Annotated in this window: 12 protein-coding genes and 1 pseudogene; 5 read left to right on the plus strand and 8 right to left on the minus strand. The window is 72.4% G+C overall.

Going from position 1 to position 20187, the window contains the following annotated elements; all coding sequences use genetic code 11:
• Window positions 1-4 precede the first annotated feature (4 nt).
• On the plus strand, window positions 5-1174 hold the full coding sequence (locus ACIBL4_RS17650; protein ID WP_399410928.1) for a lactate 2-monooxygenase: 1170 nt from the start codon (window positions 5-7) through the stop codon (window positions 1172-1174).
• Window positions 1175-1233: 59 nt separating this feature from the next.
• Here ACIBL4_RS17650 and ACIBL4_RS17655 read toward each other — a convergent pair whose 3' ends face one another.
• From ACIBL4_RS17655 to ACIBL4_RS17665, 3 genes are all read right to left on the minus strand, one after another.
• Window positions 1234-2883, minus strand: a complete 1650-nt coding sequence (locus ACIBL4_RS17655; RefSeq protein WP_399410930.1) for an RICIN domain-containing protein — start codon at window positions 2881-2883, stop codon at window positions 1234-1236.
• A gap of 289 nt (window positions 2884-3172) precedes the next feature.
• Window positions 3173-3550 carry a hypothetical protein gene (locus ACIBL4_RS17660; RefSeq protein WP_029181218.1) on the minus strand — a complete coding sequence of 126 codons (378 nt, stop codon included), beginning with the start codon at window positions 3548-3550 and terminating at the stop codon, window positions 3173-3175.
• Between the two features lie 3 nt (window positions 3551-3553).
• The gene (locus ACIBL4_RS17665) at window positions 3554-3799 is read right to left on the minus strand and encodes a hypothetical protein (RefSeq protein ID WP_030845137.1); all 246 of its coding nucleotides are present in this window, start codon (window positions 3797-3799) and stop codon (window positions 3554-3556) included.
• 186 nt (window positions 3800-3985) lie between these two features.
• Between ACIBL4_RS17665 and ACIBL4_RS17670 the strand changes: the two genes are divergently transcribed.
• Window positions 3986-4918, plus strand: a complete 933-nt coding sequence (locus ACIBL4_RS17670) for a sigma-70 family RNA polymerase sigma factor (protein WP_399410933.1) — start codon at window positions 3986-3988, stop codon at window positions 4916-4918.
• Window positions 4915-6395 (plus strand): annotated as a pseudogene (locus ACIBL4_RS17675) (cytochrome bc complex cytochrome b subunit). Before ACIBL4_RS17670 ends, ACIBL4_RS17675 begins: the two are co-directional and overlap by 4 nt.
• On the opposite strand, the gene ACIBL4_RS17680 reads toward ACIBL4_RS17675, so the two are convergent.
• The 3 genes from ACIBL4_RS17680 to ACIBL4_RS17690 form a co-directional block, all read right to left on the minus strand.
• A complete protein-coding gene (locus tag ACIBL4_RS17680; RefSeq protein WP_399410935.1) occupies window positions 6355-7146 on the minus strand; it encodes an alpha/beta fold hydrolase in 792 nt (263 codons plus the stop codon). The pseudogene ACIBL4_RS17675 and the gene ACIBL4_RS17680 sit on opposite strands and share 41 nt — an antisense overlap.
• 76 nt (window positions 7147-7222) lie before the next feature.
• Complete coding sequence (locus ACIBL4_RS17685) at window positions 7223-9466, minus strand: glycoside hydrolase family 9 protein (RefSeq protein ID WP_399410937.1); 2244 nt, start codon at window positions 9464-9466, stop codon at window positions 7223-7225.
• Between the two features lie 155 nt (window positions 9467-9621).
• Window positions 9622-12720: a glycoside hydrolase family 2 TIM barrel-domain containing protein gene (locus ACIBL4_RS17690; RefSeq protein ID WP_399410939.1), complete on the minus strand. Its 3099-nt coding sequence runs from the start codon at window positions 12718-12720 to the stop codon at window positions 9622-9624.
• 257 nt (window positions 12721-12977) lie between these two features.
• On the opposite strand from ACIBL4_RS17690, the gene ACIBL4_RS17695 reads away from it, so the two are divergent.
• Both ACIBL4_RS17695 and ACIBL4_RS17700 read left to right on the plus strand, forming a co-directional pair.
• A complete protein-coding gene (locus ACIBL4_RS17695) occupies window positions 12978-15374 on the plus strand; it encodes a SpoIIE family protein phosphatase (protein WP_399410941.1) in 2397 nt (798 codons plus the stop codon).
• 87 nt (window positions 15375-15461) lie between these two features.
• On the plus strand, window positions 15462-16718 hold the full coding sequence (locus tag ACIBL4_RS17700; protein ID WP_399411563.1) for an SLC13 family permease: 1257 nt from the start codon (window positions 15462-15464) through the stop codon (window positions 16716-16718).
• 12 nt (window positions 16719-16730) lie between these two features.
• Here ACIBL4_RS17700 and ACIBL4_RS17705 read toward each other — a convergent pair whose 3' ends face one another.
• A complete protein-coding gene (locus tag ACIBL4_RS17705) occupies window positions 16731-18824 on the minus strand; it encodes a ricin-type beta-trefoil lectin domain protein (RefSeq protein ID WP_399410943.1) in 2094 nt (697 codons plus the stop codon).
• A 382-nt stretch (window positions 18825-19206) separates the two neighbouring features.
• Entirely contained in the window at window positions 19207-20178 is a 972-nt protein-coding gene (locus ACIBL4_RS17710; RefSeq protein WP_399410944.1) for a helix-turn-helix domain-containing protein, read from the minus strand.
• Window positions 20179-20187 lie beyond the last annotated feature (9 nt).

The raw sequence follows: 20187 nt of genomic DNA on the forward strand, positions 1-20187 counted from the left end.
TACGGTGGGCAAGCACTGGGCGGACTTCCAGTACGAGATCTATCTGAACGGGATGACGGGTGCCGTACCCCGGCTGCCCACCGATCTGACGCGGCTGGAGGAGTTGACCGAGCAGCGGCTCGGGCCCGGCCCGGTCGGCTATGTGGCGGGCAGCGCGGGCAACGGCAGCACGGCCCGCGCCAACCGGGCCGCCCTGGAGCGTCGCCGGATCGTGCCGCGCATGCTGCGGGACGTGCACGAACGGGACCTGTCGGTCGAGGTGCTGGGCCGTGCCCTGCCGGCCCCGCTGGCGCTGGCTCCGGTCGGCGTGCTGTCGATCATGCACCCGGACGCCGAGTCCGCCGCGGCCCGGGCCGCCGCCGCGCAGGGCGTGCCCTTCGTGCTGTCGTCCGCGTCGAGCACGCCCATGGAGCAGGTCGCCGAGGCGATGGGCGACGCCGAGCGGTGGTTCCAGCTGTACTGGCCCAGGGACCCGGAGGTGGCCCGCAGTTTCCTGAACCGGGCGAAGGCGGCCGGGTTCAGCGTCCTCGTGGTCACTTTGGACACGCCGCTGCTGGCGTGGCGGCCGCGCGATCTCGACCAGGCGTATCTGCCGTTCCTGCACGGCGTCGGCACGGCCAACTACTTCTCGGACCCGGCCTTCCAGACGGGTCTGGCCAAGCCGGTGCACGAGGATCCGAACGCGGCCGTGATGCACTTCGTCGGGATGTTCGCCGACCCGGCGAAGTCCTGGCCGGACCTGGCGTTCCTGCGGGAGAACTGGGAGGGCCCGATCGTCCTCAAGGGCGTGCTGCACCCGGACGACGCCCGGCAGGCAGCGGAGGCGGGCATGGACGGGGTCGTCGTCTCCAACCACGGCGGGCGCCAGGTGGCCGGGTCCGTCGCGGCGGCCGACGCGCTGCCCCGCGTCGCGCAGGCCGTCGGCGACCGGCTCACCGTCCTCTTCGACAGCGGAGTCCGCACCGGCGACGACATCTTCAAGGCGCTCGCCCTCGGCGCCCGCGCCGTCCTCGTCGGCCGCCCGTACGTCTACGGCCTCGGCCTCGACGGCCGGCCGGGCGTCGAGCACGTCATCCGCTGCCTGCTGGCCGAACTCGACCTGACCCTCGCCCTGTCGGGCCACGCCACGCCGGGCACGATCGGCCCGGCCGACCTCGTCGAGAACCCGGCCTGAGAAGCGGGGCCGCGCGACGCGTGCGCCGCGCGGCCCCGCTCAGGCTCCTGGGCCCCTGCTCACGCCGTCCGGCCCTGGGGCAGGGTCACCTGCCGGGCCGTCGGCTCCTCCGGCTCCTCGATCGACAGGGAACCCGCCGTCGTCGGCACGGGCTCGGCCTGCCAGCGCTGTGTGTCGGAGCGGTCGCGGACCTTGACGACGATGTCGGCACCGGGGTCGTCGTGGGTGGCGGCGAGGGCGAGCTGCTCGTCCCAGCGGGGGAGCAACTGCCCTTGCACGGTGAGGTCGTAGCGCACGTCGTCGGTCCGCTCGGTGTCCTCCTCGGCGCAGGTGCCGAGGACGACGACGCCGGCGTCCTTGTGCGAGTCCAGGCACAGGCCGGGATCGGCGACGCTGCGCAGCAGCCCGTCGTTCTCGTACGTCCACTGCTGGGTCCATGCCGCCGAGCACTCGGCCAGCTCGGTCCCCGCGCCCTCCTTCGGCCGGTCCCGGACGTCGAGGCACAGGTCGGCGCCGGCGTTGCGCAGCCGTGTCACGCCCGGTGCCGTGGGAAGCCCGGCCGTGTCGGGCGGGGTCCCGGTCTCGGCGCCGTTGCCGCCGGCGGCGCTGTTGGAGCCGGCCGGGTCGGCCTGGCCGCCGTCGTAGGACGACGCGCTCATGATGAGCACGGTGGCCAGCACCCCGGCCGACACCGCGCCGACGCCCGAGAGCAGCGCCCGTGAGGAGCGCAGCGCGTCCGGGATGCGCACGCCTTGGACCCGGCGGACCTGCACGGGGATCCGGGACAGCAGGCGGTGGCGTCCGCCCCCGGGCCGCCCGTCACCGCGCCCTGCGCCGCGCCGGCCCGCGCGTCCGCCCCGCGTGCCGTGCGCGCTCCGGCCCGGGCGGGAGTCGAGGTAGCGTCGGGCGCCCCAGCCGAGGACCGCTTCGGCGATCAGCAGGCCGAGCCCGCCCTCGAAGTGGCTCAGTTGTTCGGCCGCGTCGCGGCAGTAGCGGCACTCCGCCAGATGTTCCTGGACGTCGGGCAGCAGTGCGCCGCCGCGGCGGATCGGCACGTCGAGGAGGCGGTTGTAGAAGCGGCAATCCTGCGTCGGCGCGAGTTCACTATGGGCATGTACACAACCCTTGCGGAATTTATCACGCGCTTGTTCGAGTGCGGCCGACGCGAGGTCGGTATCCATGCCCAGCAGACCGGCCGGGACACTTAAAGCATCGGCCTCGACCTCGACATGCCAGAGCAAACAGCGCGCGGCTGCGGGAAGTGCCTGAAATGCCCGCTCCGCGAGGACGCGATTTTCGGGCGTCATGGACGTCGCAGCGCGCAGCCCGCGCCCTCCGGCCGGTTTCTGCAACGCCGGCAGTACGGCGGATATTCGATCGTCGCCGGACCACTGGCGGACCGTGTCGCGCACGGTCACCAGAAGCGCCGGGCGCAGCGCGACGGCCGACTCACCGAAGGCGAGGCGGTTCAGGGTCCGGTGGAAGGCGGTCCCGGTGACCATCTCGGCGACCTGCGCCGACGAGGCCAGACAGATGACCGCGTACTCGTACACCGGCTGCCAGTGCCGCGCCATCAGCAGCGCGACGGAATGGGCGGCGACCCCGCCCTCCGGGCTGCCTCTCAGCGGGGCGGCGAGAGATTCATCGGATTCCCCGGGATCCCCGCCGGGCGGGGGATACGGAGGGCGAGGGGGGTGGGGGGTGGGCACTGAGATGGTTCCTTCCCACGCGCATGTGGCACCAGAAGTCCTGCCGCCGAAAAAGGAGCCCGGTTGGTGCGTACCTTTTTTGACGGGGCGCGGGAGGTGCGAATTCACCGACGGCGAATCGGACCCGGTCTACAAAACGCGTGCGACACCCGGCCATTCCCCCCGCACGTGTGTTTCACTCTTGCACAACCCCCACACGACCAACAAGGCGCCGGTGCAACATCAAGCCCATTGACAGAAAGTCAGAAATAGGAACAGGCGCACGCCGTTCGTACCGGTTTTCGACCTTTCAGATCTGCCAGGACCGCAGCCGGTCCGCCGCACCGTAGACGTCGGTCGTGCCGGACATCAGATCGCGGGCGAGGTCGACGAGGGCGCCGTAGGGCGGATCGATGCCGACGCCGCTGACGAACATGTACGCCACGGCCGTCGCACACGCGAAGCGGGCGTTGGCCGACGGGAGCGGCCGCAGCAGGGTGATGGTGTGCAGCAGCGCGGCGGCTCGCCAGGCCGGGTCGGAGTTGACGCCGAGACGGGGCGGGTCGACACGGTGCCGGGCGACCGCGGCCACCAACGCGGAGAAGTCGTTGATGGTGGGCTGGTCCGGCAGGACCTCTTCGTGGCGCTGGAGCAGCCAGGGCACGTCGATATGGAGGACGGGTGCCATCGGTCAGGCAGCCCGCCCCTCGCCCTTGGCGGGCGGTTCGTCGTCCGGGAAGGCGGCGGCGAACTCGTCGGCGTGGGTCGCGAAGAACCTGCGGAAGGCCTCCGCGCCCTCCTGCAGCGCCCGGTGGCGGGCTATGTCGGCGGCGGCCGCCTCCCGCACGAGCGCCTTCATGGACGTACCGCGCTCCTTGGCGATCTGCCGCAGGTCCTCAAGTTCGCGGTCGCTGAACTCCACGTTGAGAGCTGGCATGCCTTCACGGTACCGCTCGGGTACTGACTCGTAAATACGCCCAGGTCAGAGGGTTGAGCCGACGGTACCAAAGGCGGTGCGCCACGGGTCATCCGCTGAGATCTGCATCACATCGCACCGCCCGATGTCACATTCCGGGTCCCCGCGCGGCTCGCGGTAGGGAGCGCGTTTCTGGGAGGACCACGCATGACCGAGATCCCCGTACCCGACACCGCCGCCCCGCTCGACGAGGCGACCGGGGTGTTCGTCGACCACCGCGAGCTGCTGTCCGGCGTCGTCTACAACATGCTGGGCAGCGTCGCCGACACCGAGGACGTCCTTCAGGAGACCTGGCTGTCCTGGACGGCCCGCGGCGGGGGCGCTCCCCTGGAGGGCGTCGACAATCCCCGGGCCTATCTGGTCCGGGTGGCGGTCAACCACGCGCTGCGGCGCCGCGCCGTGATCAGCCGCAGGCAGGAGACGTACGTGGGCTCCTGGCTGCCCGAGCCGCTGGTCGCCGACGAGGGCTCCGACACCGCCGACGGCCCGGCCCTGCGCTCGGAGTCGGTGTCGCTGGCGATGCTGGTGGTCCTGGAGTCGCTGACCCCGCTGGAACGGGCCGTGTTCGTGCTGGGCGAGGTGTTCGGCTACCCGCACGCCGAGATAGCCGAGATCATCGACCGGTCCCCCGCCGCCGTCCGGCAGTTGGCGCACCGGGCCCGGGAGCACGTGAACGCGCGGCGTCCGCGGTACGAGGCACATCCGCGGGTGCGGCGGGAGGCGACCGAGCGTTTCGTGCGGGCGGCGCTCGGCGGGGACATCGCCGAGCTGATGGAGGTCCTCGCGCCGGACGTCACGGCGTGGACGGACGCCGGCGGCAAGCGCAAGCCGGCGAGCCTGCGCCCGGTGCACGGCCGGGACAAAGTGGCCCGCCTGCTCACGTCCGGGCGGGGCGGCCCGAGCAACCCGGTGTTCCACTACCGGCGGGTCAACGGCGACGACGCGGCGGTGCTGTTCGACGGCGACGCACCGTTCGCCGTGCTGGTCCTGGACCTCACCCCGGAGGGCGACCGGGTGCGGGGCATCTACGTCGTGGCCAACCCGGACAAGCTCGCCCACCTGCCCAGGGAGGCGGCGTGAGCGCCGGACGCGGCGAGCGTCTCGCCGACTGGTTCGACGGCCGGCTCGGCACCCACACGCTCGGCAGGAAGTACCTGCGCAAGGTGTTCCCCGACCACTGGTCCTTCCTGCTCGGCGAGATCTGCCTGTACAGCTTCGTGGTGCTGGTCCTCACCGGCGTGTATCTGACGCTGTTCTTCCATCCGTCGATGAACGAGGTGACCTACCAGGGGAGTTACGCGCCGCTGAACGGCGTGCGCATGTCCGAGGCGTACGCCTCGACGCTGGACATCAGCTTCGACGTGCGCGGTGGGCTCCTGATCCGGCAGCTGCACCACTGGGCGGCGCTGGTCTTCGTCGCCGGGATGCTGACGCACATGATGCGGCACTTCTTCACCGGCTCGTTCCGCAAGCCGCGCGAGGTCAACTGGCTGTTCGGCTGGCTGCTGCTCTTCCTCGGCCTGTTCGAGGGCCTGTTCGGCTACTCGCTGCCGGACGACCTGCTGTCGGGCACGGGCCTGAGGTTCGTGCACGGCGCGCTGCTGTCCGTGCCGATCGTTGGGACCTACGTGGCGATGTTCCTGTTCGGCGGCGAGTTCCCCGGGGACGACATCGTGGCCCGGTTCTACTCGCTGCACGTCCTGCTGATCCCCGGGGTGATGGCGGCGCTGATCGTCATCCACGTGCTGCTGGTCGTCTACCACAAGCACACCCAGTTCGCGGGCCCCGGGCGCACCGAACGCAACGTGGTGGGCGCGCCCTTCATACCGGTGTACCTCGCGAAGGCAGGCGGCTTCTTCTTCCTGGTGTCCGGGGTGCTCGCACTGATGGCGGCGGTGGCGACGATCAACCCGGTGTGGTCGTACGGCCCCTACCGCGCCGACCAGGTGTCCACGGGCGCCCAGCCCGACTGGTACCTCGGCTTCGCGGAGGGGCTGGTGCGGATCATGCCGGGCTGGGAGATCACGCTGTGGGGCCACACGCTGGTGCTGGGCGTGTTCATCCCGATCGTGGTGTTCCCGCTGCTGCTGCTCTTCATCGGCGTGTACCCGTTCCTGGAGGCCAGGTTCACCGGCGACGGGAACGAGCACCATCTGCTGGACCGGCCGCGCAACCGCCCGGTCCGCACGGCGATCGGGGCGGCCTGGATCAGCCTCTACCTGGTGCTGCTGGCGGGCGGCGGCAACGACATCGTGGCGACCCGCCTCCATCTGTCGATCAACACGGTGACGTGGGCGGTGCGGATCGGGATGTTCGCCGTCCCCGCGGCCGTCTTCGTCGTACCCGGCGGATCTGCCTGGGGCTCCAGCTGCGCGACCGGGAGCTGGTGCTGCACGGCCGGGAGACCGGCGTGATCAAGCGGCTGCCGCACGGCGAGTACGTCGAGGTGCACGAGCCGCTCGACCGGGCCCGGCTGCACACCCTGACCGCCCATGAGCGGCCCGGGGAACTCGTGCTCAGGAATGGGACCGACAGAACTCCCGGACAGTCCGGTTGAACGGCTCCGGGGACTCGATGTTGCTGAGGTGCCCGGTGCCGGGCAGCACGACCAGGGCGGCCTCCGGGATCGCCTCCAGGAGGGGACGGGCGACGAGGTCCACCGGCGAGCGCGCGTCCAGCTCGCCCCACAGCAGCAGGGTCGGCACCGTGATCCCGGGCAGCAGGTCGCGCTGGTCGGCCTCGGCCATGACGGTCAGCTCCGTCCGCATGCTTTGGGGCCGGGTGTCGGCGGACATCACGGACAGCAGGCGGACGGCATCGGCCGGTGGCCGCCCGGCGAACAGGCCGGGCATGGTCGGTGCGAACTCCTCGTCCGGGACCGCGAGCATCCGCTCCGCGCCCTCGACCCGCTTGCGCACCTCCGCCGCGGGCAACGAGCCCTTCCAGCCGGCGTAGGTGTCCACGAGGAGCAGCGTCCGGACGAGCTCGGCGTGGTGCCGGTAGAGCTCCAGCACCACGGTCCCGCCCCACGACAGGCCGAGGACGTGCGCCGGACCGAGGTCCACGTCCTCGATGACGGCCGCCAGACAGCGGGCGTAGTCCGCGAGGACGAAGGAGGGCGGTACGTCGGAGGAGCGGCCGGCCCCGGGCTCGTCCCAGGCGACGACGGTGAACTCGTCGGCCAGGTCCGCTAGCTGCGGACGCCACAGGCGGGCGTCGGTGGTGGCGCCGTGCACGAGCACCAGGGGCGGGCCCTGGCCCACCCGGTCGTAGGCGACCTCGATGCCGTCTACCCGCACCGCGTGCATGACACCAGGCTACGCGCGGGTGCCGGAGGCGTCCTGTCGGCGGACTCCCCCGGCACCCGGCGCGCCGGGACGGCCCCTATCCCTGGTCCGCCACGAAGGCGGCCATCCGGGTCAGGGCGGCGTTCCAGTTGATCGTGTGCTCGTTGGTCGACCAGGACTGGATGTCGTCGATGTAGCAGAACTGACCGACGCAGCCCTGGAGTTTGCTCTGTGCGTAGGGGTCCTGGATGCTCGAGTTCGGTCCGCCCGCGAGGGTGCCCTTCGGCGGGTTCGGCTGGCTCGGGTCGAGCTGGCGGGCGTACCAGCGGCTGTGCTGGTTCTGGGCGCTGACCTCGCCGTAGCCGGTGACGTAGGAGATGTTCAGGGCGTTGCGGCCCAGGATGTAGTCCATGCTCTGGAGCGCGCCGTCCCGGTACTTCGAGGCGCCGGTGATGTCGTACGCGGTGGCGAGGACGACGGCGTTGTTGAGGACCTGGTGGCTGGAGCCCCAGTCGTACTTGTTGCCGTCCGGGGCGTACGGCATGCCGTAGGGGTGAGCCTTCAGGGTGGCCAGGTAGCGGTCGGCGCCCTTCACGACGGACTGGCGGACCTTGTCCCGGCCGGGCAGCCTGTTCGGCACCGTGGCGAGGTCGAGCCGTCCCGCCGCGCCCGTGCGGGCCCAGTCGAAGCCGACGGGGGTGAAGAGGTCGGCCGTGTGGACCGGCGACTTCAGGACGTGGTCCTGGAACTGCTTCTCGCCCGTGCTGAGGTACAGCTCGGCCGCCGCCCAGTAGAAGTCGTCGGTGACGTCGCTGTCGGCGTAGGCGCCGCCGCCGACGCCGTCGCTCTCGGAGGCGTAGCGGTCGGGGTGGGCGAGCGCCGCCGTCCAGGCCTTGCGGGCGGCTGCCAGGGCCCGGTCGGCGAACCCCTTGTCGTAGGGCCGGTAGAGGCGGGCCGCCTGTGCGGCCGTGGCGGCAAGGTTCAGGGTCGCGGCCGTGGACGGCGGGTGCAGTTCGCGCTTCTGCGGGTCGTCACTGGGCAGCAGCGGCAGTCCGGTCCACTGCTCGTCGTGCATCTTGTGGTGGGCCATGCCGGCCAGCGGCTTGCCGTCGGGCACCTGCATCCTGAGGAGGAACTCCAGTTCCCAGCGGGCCTCGTCGAGGATGTCGGGGACCTTGTTGCCGCTCTCGGGGATGGTGAGCGTGCCGTCGCCGAGCCCCCGGGGGTCGCCGGTGCGGGCGTGCAGCGCGCGTTCGTGGGTGCTCAGCACCTCCCAGGTGGAGATGCCGCCGTTGACGACGTACTTGCCGTGGTCGCCGGCGTCGTACCAGCCGCCGCTGACGTCCAGGGTGTAGTCGCAGACGCCGGGCTGGCACGGGACGTCGGTGTCGCCCTTGTTGGGGGCCACGCCCACGTGCCCGGCCGGGCGGCCGTAGCCGGGCCGCAGGTCGTCGCGTATCGCGATGCCGCTGCGCTGGGTGTAGTAGTACTTCGCCGAGTCCAGCCGGAGCCGCTCATAGGCGCTCGCGTCGATGTCGAAGGGGCGGCTGGTCTCGCCGTCGGCGACGAGCGTGAGGCCCGTGCCCTTCTTGCGGTACGCGCCGAAGTCGATCGAGTGGACGTTCTGCCCGGAGGAGGCGTCGACGCCGCGCGGCACGGTCGTGCCCCGGGCGACCGTCTTCCCGCCGGAGGTCCTCAGCTCCCAGGGCAGTTTCGCCGTGGCGTCGGTGACCAGCGTGGCGTTCTTCGGCCCGGCGGGCAGATAGGCGACCTGGTTGACGCGGACCCGGGGCCCGGTGTCGGGCTCGTACGGCTCCGGCGTCACCCCGCCGAGCAGCGAGACGTCGTCCATGCAGAAGCGCCAGGGATCCGCGCTGCCGCCGAGCTGGAAGCCGACCTGACCCTGGGTGGTGTCGGCGGGTGCGGTGAAGGTGTAGGAGTAGGTGTCGCCGGAGACGCTGAGCTGCGGTGACACCTCGTGGTAGGTGTCGTACGGCGACACCGACAGGCCCACGATCGCCCGCACGACGTGCCCGGCGGGCGTGCCGGTCGCGCTGAAGGAGAAGCGGTACGACTCCCCCTTCACCAGGGTGATCTCGTTCTGCCCCACGGCGGCGTCCCAGCGGTTGGCGGTGCCGCCGGGGACGTCGGCGCAGAGCCGGCCGTCGGACACCCCCGCGGTCACGTTGCTGGTGGCCCACCACGGGTCCATGGTCGTGTCGAAGGTGCCGTTCCTGACCTGCTCGACCTCCTCGGCCCCGGCCGGTGCGGAGGGCAGCGCGGTGAGCGCGGTCGCCAGCAGGGCCGTCAGGGACAACAGGGCGGTTCTGCGTCGTTTCACGTCCGGGCTCCTCTGGAGAGGTGCGGGTGACGCTCGGCGTGGGAGCGCTCCCAGGTGCGGATGCCCGCCATGGTTGTTGCTGATGTGACGCCCAGTCAACGGTCCGGACAGGACTGGCTGGGTCGCCGTCCGTCCGGACCGTCGTGACCGAGAGGTCAGGCGGCCGGGGTGTCCAGCCTGCTGATGCGGAGGGCGCCCGGGGCCTCGTCGGGGTGGCGGCTCGTCATCGTGAGCCGGATCCGGGAGCCGCGGACGGCCTTGAAGGTGATCACGGTCGGGGCGTCGGAGGCGGTGGCCCAGTCGATCGCCGTGTCCTGCACGGCCCGCCACGCCCGGCCGTCCCACACCGCCACCTCGATCGCCGCGGGCAGGCTGTGCGTGGCGTCGACGGTGAAGGAGACGTCCACCCGGTCGAAGCCGCGGGTGCGTCCGTGGTCGACCGTGACCCAGTCCTCGGTGCGGGCGCCGTCGAAGGCGGGCAGCAGGGCCGTGGCCTGCTTGTAGAAGCCGTTGGACCAGCCGGTGGCCGGGTCGCCGTCGAGCATGGCGGCGGGCAGGGTGTCCGGGCGGCCGGAGTAACTGGCGTCCGCGTGGGGGTAGTCCACGGGCGCGGGGTGTTCCGGCCGGAAGGCGGGCGGGGCGGTCTCGGCCCGGTCCGCCGCGCGGGTGGCCCGTACGGTCGTCGTGCCGGCGCGCAGGCCGTCGGCGCGGGCGGTCACCTTCACAGTGCCCGTTTTCGTGCCGGAGCGGACGATGGCGAGGGCCTTGCCGTGGAAGGCGGTGCGGGTGCTCGCCTGGTAGCGCTCGGCGCTCTCCTGGCGGCCGTTGTCGAGCCCGGCGAGGGAGCCGTTCGCCACCTCGAAGGAGAGCAGGTGCTCCGCGTCGGGCACCACCACCCCGCGCCGGTCGACCACCTCGGCGGTCACGAAGACCAGCGAACGCCCGTCGGCGGCCAGGGATTTGCGGTCCGGTGTCAGGCGTATCGCGTGCGGGGCGCCGGCGGTGCGCAGCACATCCGTGGCGACCACCTTGCCGTCCCGCCGCGCGACGGCCTTCAGCTGACCCGGCGCATAGGGCACCTTCCAGGTCAGGTGGAGCTTGCCGGCGCTGCCGTTGGGGCTGGTGTAGCTGCCGGGGTAGGGGCCGTCGGTGAAGGTCTTGTCGTCGCCGGTCGCCTCGGTCGTCTCCAGGTAGGTGCGGCCGTCGACGGTCTTCTTGGTGTCGAACCGCCGTTCCCCCAGGGACTTTCCGTTGAGGAACAGCTCGACGGTGTCGACGTTCGAGTACGCCCAGACCTCGACCGTGTCACCCTCCGCGTGGTTCCAGGTCATCGGCAGCAGATGGACCATCGGCTCCTCGGTCCACTGGCTCCGGAACAGGTAGTACATATCCTTGGGGAAGCCCGCGGTGTCGACCGCGCCGAAGAAGGACGCCTTGACCGGGAAGACGTCATAGGGCGTCGGCTCGCCGATGTAGTCGATGCCCGACCACAGGAACTGCCCGGCGAACCACTTGCGGTCCCGGTCCTTCTTGTGGCCGTACTCGCCGCTCATGGTCCAGGAGGCGAGGTTGTTGTCGTAGGAGGAGGTGCCGCGCCTTCCGGGCGTGTAATTCTCGCCGGTGTTGAGGTGTTCGGGCTCCTGGTACTCGCCCCGGGTCGAGGTCTCCGAGGAGGACTCGGACTCGAACAGGAAGAGGTGCGGGTAGGCCGCGTGCAGCTGGTCCACCGACTTGGCGGTGTTGTAGTTGAGGCCGAGGCCGTCCAGCTTGGCCAGCATCAGGTCGGCCGCGGAGCCCTTGGCGGGGAGGCGGCGGTACTTGTCGGAGCCGATGACCAGCGGGCGGGTGTCGTCGGCGGCCCTGATCGCGGCGATGATCCGGTCGGCCATGGCGAGACCGGCGGTGGAGGTGGAGTCGGGGACCTCGTTGCCGATGGACCACATCAGCACGGCGGGCGAGTTGCGGGCCGCCAGCACCATCTCGGTGGCGTCCTTCTCGCACCACTCGTCGAAGAACCGCCCGTAGTCGTACCGGTTCTTCCCGGTGCGCCAGCAGTCGAACGCCTCCACCAGCATGACGATGCCCAGCTCCTCGCAGACCTGGATCACCTCGGGCGCGGGCGGGTTGTGGGAGGTGCGCAGGGCGTTGACGCCCATGGACCGCATGATCTCCATCTGGCGGCGGATCGCGTCGATGCTGACCGCGGCGCCGAGCGCGCCCAGGTCGTGGTGGAGGTCGACGCCCTTGAGCTTGTGGGGGGTGCCGTTGAGGAAGAAGCCTTCGTCCGGGTCGAAGCGGAAGGTGCGGAAGCCGAAGGGCGTGCGGTAGGTGTCGGTGGTCCTGCCGCCGACGCGCAGCTCGGTGTGCAGGGTGTAGCGGTGCGGGGCCGCGATGTCCCACAGCTGGGGGCGCCGGACCGTGAGCTCGTGGGTCTCGGTCCTGTGCTCGGTGACGGCGGCCGTGGAGGAGGTGCGGGCGACCGTCCGGCCCTTCGGGTCGACGATCCGGGAGACGACCTCCACGTCGGCGCCCGCACCCGACGCGTTGACGACCGACGTGTCGACCCGGACGACGGCCCGTTCGGCGGAGATCTCGGGGGTGGTGACGCGGGTGCCCCAGCGGGCCACGTGCACCGGCTCGGTGATCACCAGGCGGGCCTCGCGGTAGATGCCGCTGCCCGAGTACCAGCGGCTGCTGGGGAGCCGGTTCTGGACCTTGACCGCGAGCACGTTCTCGGTGGTGCCCCCGTCGGTGTGCACCAGGTCGGTGAGGTCGAGCGCGAAGCCGGTGTAGCCGTACGGGTGACGGCCGGCCTCCTTGCCGTTGCAGAAGACGGAGGAGTCCATGTAGACGCCGTCGAACTCCACCGAGATCCGCTTGCCGGCGAGGGCGGGCGGCAGCGTGAAGGCTAGGCGGTACCAGCCGAGGCCGCCGGGGAGGAAGCCGGTGCCGCTGGTGGTGCCGTGCTCGGTGGTGGGGGCCTGCTCGATGCTCCAGTCGTGCGGGACCGCCACCTCACGCCACTGAGAGTCGTCGTAGCCGGGCAGGGCCGCGTCGGCGTAGGCGCCGGTCGGGTCGGTGATCCCGCCCGGGTTGACCAGCGCGAAGCGCCAGCCGTCGCGTAGCGCGACGGTACGGCGGCCGGACGCCCCGCGCGCCGTGTCTGCGGCCCACGCCTCCGGAGCACCCAGCAGTGTTCCGGCCGCGGGCGCGGCGGCGGAGGCGAGCAGGACCGATCTGCGCGTGACCGACATGGCGGCTTCTCCCTCATGAAGACCCAGAAGTACTCACAACTGATCGTGAACAAACAGATTCTGTCGAGGTGTCACACCGGGCCGTCAAGGGTGCGGCAGCGCCGTTCTGCCCCAGAGGTCACATCGGCCGGAATCGCGCCTTGACCGTGCGCGGCCGGGCGGCACGGGGGTTACCGGGTCACGTCGGGCGCCCACGGTCTAGTCTGGACTCAAGCGACCTCCCTGATCACTGTGAGTGTCCGTATGGAGTGGCGACGATGAGGCCGGACGAGCCGTTCGACGATGCCGTGGCCGCCCGTGCCGTCATCGCCGCCGACGGCACGCTCACCGAGTGGAGCGAGGGCGCCCACCGCCTCCTGGGCCACACGGCCGCCGAGGTCCTCGGCCGCCCCGCCGCCGAACTGCTGGCCGACGGAGCGGCACCGCCGCCCGTGCCGACCGACGCCCGCTGGAACGGGACGCTCACGCTGCGTCACCGCGATGGGCACGCGGTGACCGCGTGGGTGCTCGCCCACCGCAGACCGCCGGACGGCCCGGAGGCGACCGAGTGGCTCGCCGTCTCCCCTGCTCAGGCCCCCGGCCCGGAGCCGACGGACGACCCGCTGGTGCGGGCGGCCCTGACGCAGTCGCCCTGCGCCACGATGATCTTCGACGAAGGGCTGCGGCTGCGCGGTGTCAACGACGCCATGGCCGACCTCCTCGGACTGCCCGCCGACCGGCTGCGCGGCCTGCGGCCCACCGACGTCGGCAGCCGGCCGCAGAACACGGAACTCGAAGAGAACCTGCGCCGCGTGCTGAGCACCGGTGGGCGGCAGGACATGCAGACGTACATGAAGGCCAGCGGCGAGAGCCGGGGTGCGCACGCCTGGCTGGCCCGGCTCGCACCGCTCACCGACGACTCGGGCCGGGTGCGGGGCGTGTGCGTGACGGCCCACGACTTCAGCGACCAGTACCGGTCACGGGAGCGGCTCCAGCTGGTCAACGAGGCGAGCGTGCGCATCGGCACCACCCTCGACGTCACCCGTACGGCCCAGGAGCTGGCGGACGTGTGCGTCCCGGCGCTCGCCGACTTCGTCAGCGTCGACCTGCTCGACGTACGCGACAACGGCGGCGAGTCCGCCGGCCCGCCGACCCCTCCGAAACCGCCGGTGAGCCTGCGCCGGGCCGCCCACCAGTCGGTCAACTCGGGCAGCCCCGAGGCCGTGGCCAAGCCCGGGCAGGTGGACGTCTATCCGGAGAACTCCCCGCAGGCCGCCTCGCTCCTCGCGGGGCGCACGGTCGTGGCGTCCGAAACGGACGGCGGCGGCCTCGAGCAGTGGCTGGCCTGGGACCCGGTCCGGTTCCGGCGGGTCCGCGAGTACGGCATCCACTCGACGATGTCCGTGCCGCTCCAGGCCAGGGGCTCGACCCTCGGGGTCGCGGTCTTCACCCGCTTCCGGCGCCCGGAGCCCTTCACCGACGACGACGTGCTGCTGGCCGAGGAGGTCACGGCCCGCGCCGCCGTCTGCATCGACAACGCCCGCCGCTACTCCCGCGAGCGGGAGACGACGCTCACCCTGCAGCGCAGCCTGCTGCCCCGCAAGCTGCCGCGCACGGCCGCCGTGGAGGCGGCCTCCCGCTATCTGCCCGCCACCCGCTCCGGCGTGGGCGGCGACTGGTTCGACGTGATCCCGCTGTCCGGGATGCGCGTCGCGATGGTCGTCGGCGACGTCGTCGGGCACGGCATCCAGGCCTCGGCCACCATGGGCCGGCTGCGCACCGCCGTCCGCACCCTCGCCGACATCGACCTGGCCCCCGACGAGCTGCTCACCCACCTCGACGACCTGGTCGTCCGGCTGTCCCAGGAGTCCGGTGTCGACGCCGGCACCGGGGAGGTGGGCGCGACCTGCCTGTACGCCGTGTACGACCCCGTGTCGCGGCGCTGCACCCTGGCCCGGGCCGGGCACCCGCAGCCCATGCTGGTGCCGCCGGACGGCCCGGCCCGGCAGCTCGATCTGCCCTCCGGTCCCCCGCTCGGTGTCGGGGGGCTGCCGTTCGAGAGCGCCGAGGTGGAGCTGCGGGAGGGCAGCGTCCTGGCGTTCCACACGGACGGGCTGGTCACGAGCCGCGAGCGGCACGTCGACGCGAGCCACCGGATGCTGCGTGAGGCGCTGTCGGCTCCCTCCGACTCCCTGGACGAGATCTGCGACCGCGTGCTGCACGCCCTGCTCCCGCCGACCGGCTCCGCCGACGACGTGGCTCTGCTGCTGGCCCGCACCCGGGGCCTGCCGTCCTCCCAGGTGGCGACCTGGGACATCCCCGCCGACCCGGCGCTGGTGGCCCCCATCCGCAAGCAGGTCGTCGACCAGCTCGACCGCTGGGGGCTGACCGAGGCCACGTTCACCGGGGAACTGGTGGTGAGCGAACTGGTCACCAACGCCATCCGCTACGGCGCCCCGCCCATCCGGCTGCGGCTGATCCACGACGCGTCCACGCTGATCTGCGAAGTGTCCGACACCAACCACACGGCGCCGCACCTGCGCCGTGCCAAGACCTGGGACGAGGGGGGCCGCGGTCTGCTCCTGGTCGCCCAGCTCACCCAGCGCTGGGGCAGCAGGCACACCGCCGAGGGCAAGACGATCTGGGCGGAGCTGGCCCTGCTCGACGAGCTGTGACAGCGCACTTCCCACTCTCGTAGCTCTCTTACCAAACCCTGGTTTCATGGGCGGGCACGCTGTGATCACGCCCCGGAGGACTTCGCCCTGAACGCCCCGCTCGCCGAAGTCCTGTCCGTGGTGCTGCTGGCCGCCGTGCTCCTCTGGGCCGTGCTCCGGCCGCGGGGGCTGCCCGAGGCCGTGCTGGCGGTTCCGGCCGCCGGGTTCGCGGTCGCCGCCGGAGTGATCTCGCCGGGCCACGCGTGGGAGGAGATCCAGCGGCTGGGGCCCGTGGTCGGCTTCCTCGCGGCCGTGCTGGTGCTCGCGCACTTCTGCGACGTCGAGGGGCTGTTCACGGCGTGCGGGGCGTGGATGGCCCGCTGGGCGGCGGGGCGTCCCGCGCGGCTGCTGACCGCGGTGTTCGCGCTGGCCTCCGTCATCACGGCCGTGCTCAGTCTGGACGCCACCGTCGTCCTGCTGACTCCGGTGGTGCTCGCCACCGCCACCCGGATGGGCGTCCGGGCCCGGCCGCACCTCTACGCGTGCGCCCATCTGTCGAACACCGCCTCACTGCTGCTGCCGGTCTCCAACCTGACCAACCTGCTGGCCTTCACGGCGAGCGGGCTGAGCTTCACCCGGTTCGCGGCGCTGATGGCGCTGCCGTGGCTGGTGGCGATCGGCGCGGAGTACCTGGTGTTCCGGCGCTTCTTCGACGAGGAACTGACCGCCGCCCTCCCCTCGCCCGACGCCGAGCGGCCCCCCGAGCTGCCCCTTTTCGCCCTGGTCACCGTGGGCTGCACGCTGGCCGGGTTCGTCGTGGCCTCCGCGCTCGGGATCGCACCGGCCTGGGCCGCTCTGGCCGGTGCGCTCGTGCTGGCCGTACGGGCACTGCTGCGGCGACGGGCCACCCCGCTGACCGTGGTGCGGTCCGCGGCCCCGGCGTTCCTGGCGTTCGTGCTCGCCCTCGGCGTCGTGGTGCGGGCGGTCGTCGACCACGGGCTCGCCGACGCGCTCCAGCGGGTGCTGCCCTACGGCTCGGGCCTGCTCACCCTGCTGGGCGTGGCCGCGCTGGCCGCCGTCCTGGCGAACATCGTCAACAACCTGCCCGCGGTGCTGGTGCTGCTGCCGCTGACCGCGGGGACCGGTCCCGGTGCCGTGCTGGCGGTGCTGCTCGGCGTGAACATCGGCCCGAACCTGACCTACGCCGGCTCGCTGGCGACGCTGCTGTGGCGGCGGATCGTGCAGCAGCACGGACACCGGGTCGGGGTCGGGGAGTTCACCCGGCTCGGGCTGCTCGCGGTGCCGGCCGCGCTGGTACCGGCCGTGGTGGCGCTGTGGCTGTCGCTGCGCGTCGTCGGGAGCTGAGCGCGCGTCAGGTCAGCGGTGGCCGCCGCCGTAACCGCCGTAGCCGTAGCCGCCGTAGCCGGGGTATCCGTAACCGGGGTAGCCGTAGCCGGGGTAGCCGTCCTGGCCGTCCCCGTCGCAGGGGTAGCCGTAGGGGTCGCAGGCCGGGTCGGTGGGGGCCGGGCCGGTCGGTGCCGGCCGCTGTGCCGACGGGGTGGCGGACGGGGTCGGGGTCGGGGTCACCGTGGGCGTCTGCGAGGGCGTGGGGGTGGGTGTCGGGGTGGGACGCGGCGCGGGGGCGGCGGCGTGCCAGTTGACGGCCTCCATCTGGAGGTCCGCCTTGGAGGTGTCGATCGCCCACCGTTGGTCCTCGTCGTTCGCCCGGGTTTTGAGGACCAGGGCTCCCGAGCCGTCGGTCGCGGCCGGAGCCAGGGCGAGGTCCTGGTCCCAGCGGGGCACCAGGGCGCCCTGGAGGGTGAAGTCGTAGCGGACGTTCCTGGCGTCCGGCTGGGACGCTCCCGCGCAGGGGGCCAGCCGCACCGAGTAGCCGAGGTGCGAGTCCAGGCACAGGTCCGGGGCGGCGCCGTTGCGCAGCAGCCCGTCGGTCTCGTACGTCCACTGCTGGGCGGCAGCCGAGGAGCAGGAGGTGAGTTCGGCCTCCGCGTCCTCGGCGGCCTTGCCGTCCTCGATGCCGACGCACAGTCCCGAGTCCACGTTGTGCAGCCGGCCGCGCAGGGCACCCTTCTCGGCGTCGCCCGACCCGACCCAGGACGGGTCGCCCGTCGGCTCGCCCGCACCCGAGCCGGGCGTCTCGGAGGGCCGTCCCGCACCGGCCTGCCGGGGGCCCTCGCCGGAGCTGCCCAGGGACCACAGGACCAGCGGGATGACGACCAGGCCGCTGACGGTCAGGATGCTCACGGAGAGGTTGCGGCGGCGGGCGGAACGGCGGGCCGCCTTGTGGGCGGATCTGCGCGCCGCGGCGCGGGGGCCTGCCGCACGCCGGCCGGGACGGGAACCCGCGGCACGCCGGCCGGGAGTGGTTCCAGCGGCCGGCGGGGCGTCGGGCGGGGCCGGAAAGCCGTCGTGGGCCTGAAGTCGCGCCGCGTCCCCCGTCGCGGGGGCGGCCGGCGCGGCCGGCGGGCCGGCCGGGTCGGTGAACGACTCCCCCGCCATGCCCGCGAGGACGACGGGGTCGGGGAAGGATTCCCGACCGGCCACACCTGCGGGGAGTCCGGTCCCCGCGACGGCCGTCTCCGCGCCGGGCCGCGGGGCGTCCGTCACGTCGCTCTCCGGGACGCCGCTCGGTCTGTTCTCCGCGTACTCCAGGCCGCCCCAGCCGAGCACCGCCTCGGCCAGGGCGGGACCGAGCCCGTCGTTGAACCGGCCGAGCTGGTCCGCAGTGGCGGCGCAGTGTCCGCAGCCCTGGATATGCGCGCGTAGATCCGGGTCGATGCCGTGGCCGCCACGCCGGTACGTCACGTCGAGCAGGCGGAGATAGCGCCGGCACTCCTCGTCGGGCGCGAGTTCGCGGTGCAGTTGGAGGCTCTCCTCGCGCAGCCGGTCACGGGCCCGGTCCAGTTCGACGCGGGCGCCCTCCTCGTCCAGGCCGAGCAGCCCGGCGGGGACGGCGAGCGGTTCGGCCTCGACCTCGACGTGCCACAGCAGACAGCGCGCCGACTGGGGCAGCCGCTGGAAGGCGCCGGACAGCAGGCGCCGGTGCTGCTGCGGCAGCAGCCGGGCGGCCACTCGCTCCCCCTCGCCGGACCCGGACAGCAGTTCCGGGTGGAGCATGTCGCGTCTGTGGTCGGTGGCCCACTCGGCGGCGATACGCCGCACGGTGACGAGCAGATGGGGCCGCCACGCGGAGGTGGGGCCGGCCTGACGCAGGGTCTCGCCGAAGATCCGGGTGAAGGCGGCAGTCGTGAGTATTCCGGCGGAACGCGGTCCGTCGGTGCACAGCCGTGCATAGGCGGAGGCCGCCTCCCAGTGCCGGTCCAGCAGTTCACCGACGGGGTGAAGTGCGGGGGTCGCCCCCGTCCACTTCCTGAGCTCGGCGCTCAGTTGCTCGTCCGTCGCGCCGATCCTGCGGGCCGGACCCGGAGAATTCGACGGGCCTGCGTCGTTCACGGCTGCATTCCTCTCAAGGACATGCGGAAGAAAGTCCATACCAAGGGGTATGTCGGTCCGGTGGCCTGGCGCATGCGAAGAAAGGCGTGTTGTCCGGACGCCGACAGGGCACACCTTTGCACAGGTCAGCGACAGGGAACAAGTGATCTCACGGTTTCGTGCATTGCGTAGGCGGACAAGACCATTTGACAAAACGTCAATGTGCGGTGCGAAAGGGATTTCCGCACTGTCCGTTCTGTATTTTCCGGCGCGTTTTCGCCCGGCTCCGGGCGTCGCCCCCAAAACCATTGGACTGCAGCCTGCACAGCAGCTCACACCCTCGGACCTTCCCGGAACGGCCCTTTCGGGGACTCCTCCCGGAACCAATGACGACACCTCTGGCTCAGCCGCGCGGACCGCCGTGAGCGGCGTTCCGGTACGCCCCGGGAGGTGTTCCGTAGCGCTCGCGGAAGACGCGGTTGAAGTGGAACGGGCTGGCGAAACCCGAGGCCGCGGCGACGCGTTCCACGGGCAGGTCGGTGCCCTCCAGCAGGCGGGCGGCGTGTCGCAGCCGCGCCTCGCGCAGGGCGCGCATGGGCGGCCGGCCGAGCTGGCGGCTGAACAGATGGGCGAAGCGGGACGGCGACAGGGAGACCCGCCCGGCCAGCGAGCGGACGGTGTGCGGTGCGCCCGGGTCGGCGTCGATCAGCTCCTGGGCCCGTTGGATCCGCGCGTCGAGGCCGGGCCGGGGTGCCGCCGGCCGGGCACCGGCGGTGGTGAGGAGGACGATCTCCTCCAGGGCGCACAGGGCCAGTTCGCGGGCGGCGCCGCCGTGCGCGACGGCGATCTGACCGTCCTGGGCGGCAGTGTCATCCACGGCATCCCCCGGGGCCACCGCCTCGGACGGTGGTGCCCCGGCCCAGGCCCCGGGCCCGCGGGCGTCGGCGTGCATCCGCCGGAACGCCGCCTCGACACGGCCGTGCACTCCGGCCGGGGCGGACGTGACCACGTACACCCCGTCACCGGCCTCGTACGGCCGCAGCCACGCGACCCACGACGGGCGGGCCTGGCAGTGCGCCCACCAGAACCGCCAGCGCCGGGCGCCGGGCTCGACCGTGTAACGGTGCGGGGCGCCCGGGGCGAGCACCACCAGGTGGCCCGCGCCGGCCGAGGTCTCCACCCCGCCCTGCCGGAGCCGCCCGCGGCCTCCCGTGGTCCAGGTGAACAGCCAACTCGCGGACCCGTGCGGCCGGTTGACGCCGTAGCCGGGCGGCTGGTCGAAGTGGCCGAGCACGACCAGGCCGGGTGGCGGTGCGGGGTCCCCCTCGGGCCCGTGCTCAGCAGTGCCGGGCAATCCGTCAGCACGCACGGGCATCCTCCTCGA

This window comes from Streptomyces sp. NPDC050416 (genome assembly GCF_044458845.1).
Taxonomy (GTDB): domain Bacteria; phylum Actinomycetota; class Actinomycetes; order Streptomycetales; family Streptomycetaceae; genus Streptomyces.

Bases quoted from the DNA above. Each gene is read 5' to 3' on its own strand.
- ACIBL4_RS17660 (WP_029181218.1), bottom strand. From the start codon at position 3,550: ATGGCACCCGTCCTCCATATCGACGTGCCCTGGCTGCTCCAGCGCCAC.
- ACIBL4_RS17665 (WP_030845137.1), bottom strand. From the start codon at position 3,799: ATGCCAGCTCTCAACGTGGAGTTCAGCGACCGCGAACTTGAGGACCTG.
- ACIBL4_RS17670 (WP_399410933.1), top strand. From the start codon at position 3,986: ATGACCGAGATCCCCGTACCCGACACCGCCGCCCCGCTCGACGAGGCG.
- ACIBL4_RS17680 (WP_399410935.1), bottom strand. From the start codon at position 7,146: ATGCACGCGGTGCGGGTAGACGGCATCGAGGTCGCCTACGACCGGGTG.
- ACIBL4_RS17690 (WP_399410939.1), bottom strand. From the start codon at position 12,720: ATGTCGGTCACGCGCAGATCGGTCCTGCTCGCCTCCGCCGCCGCGCCC.
- ACIBL4_RS17695 (WP_399410941.1), top strand. From the start codon at position 12,978: ATGAGGCCGGACGAGCCGTTCGACGATGCCGTGGCCGCCCGTGCCGTC.
- ACIBL4_RS17710 (WP_399410944.1), bottom strand. From the start codon at position 20,178: ATGCCCGTGCGTGCTGACGGATTGCCCGGCACTGCTGAGCACGGGCCC.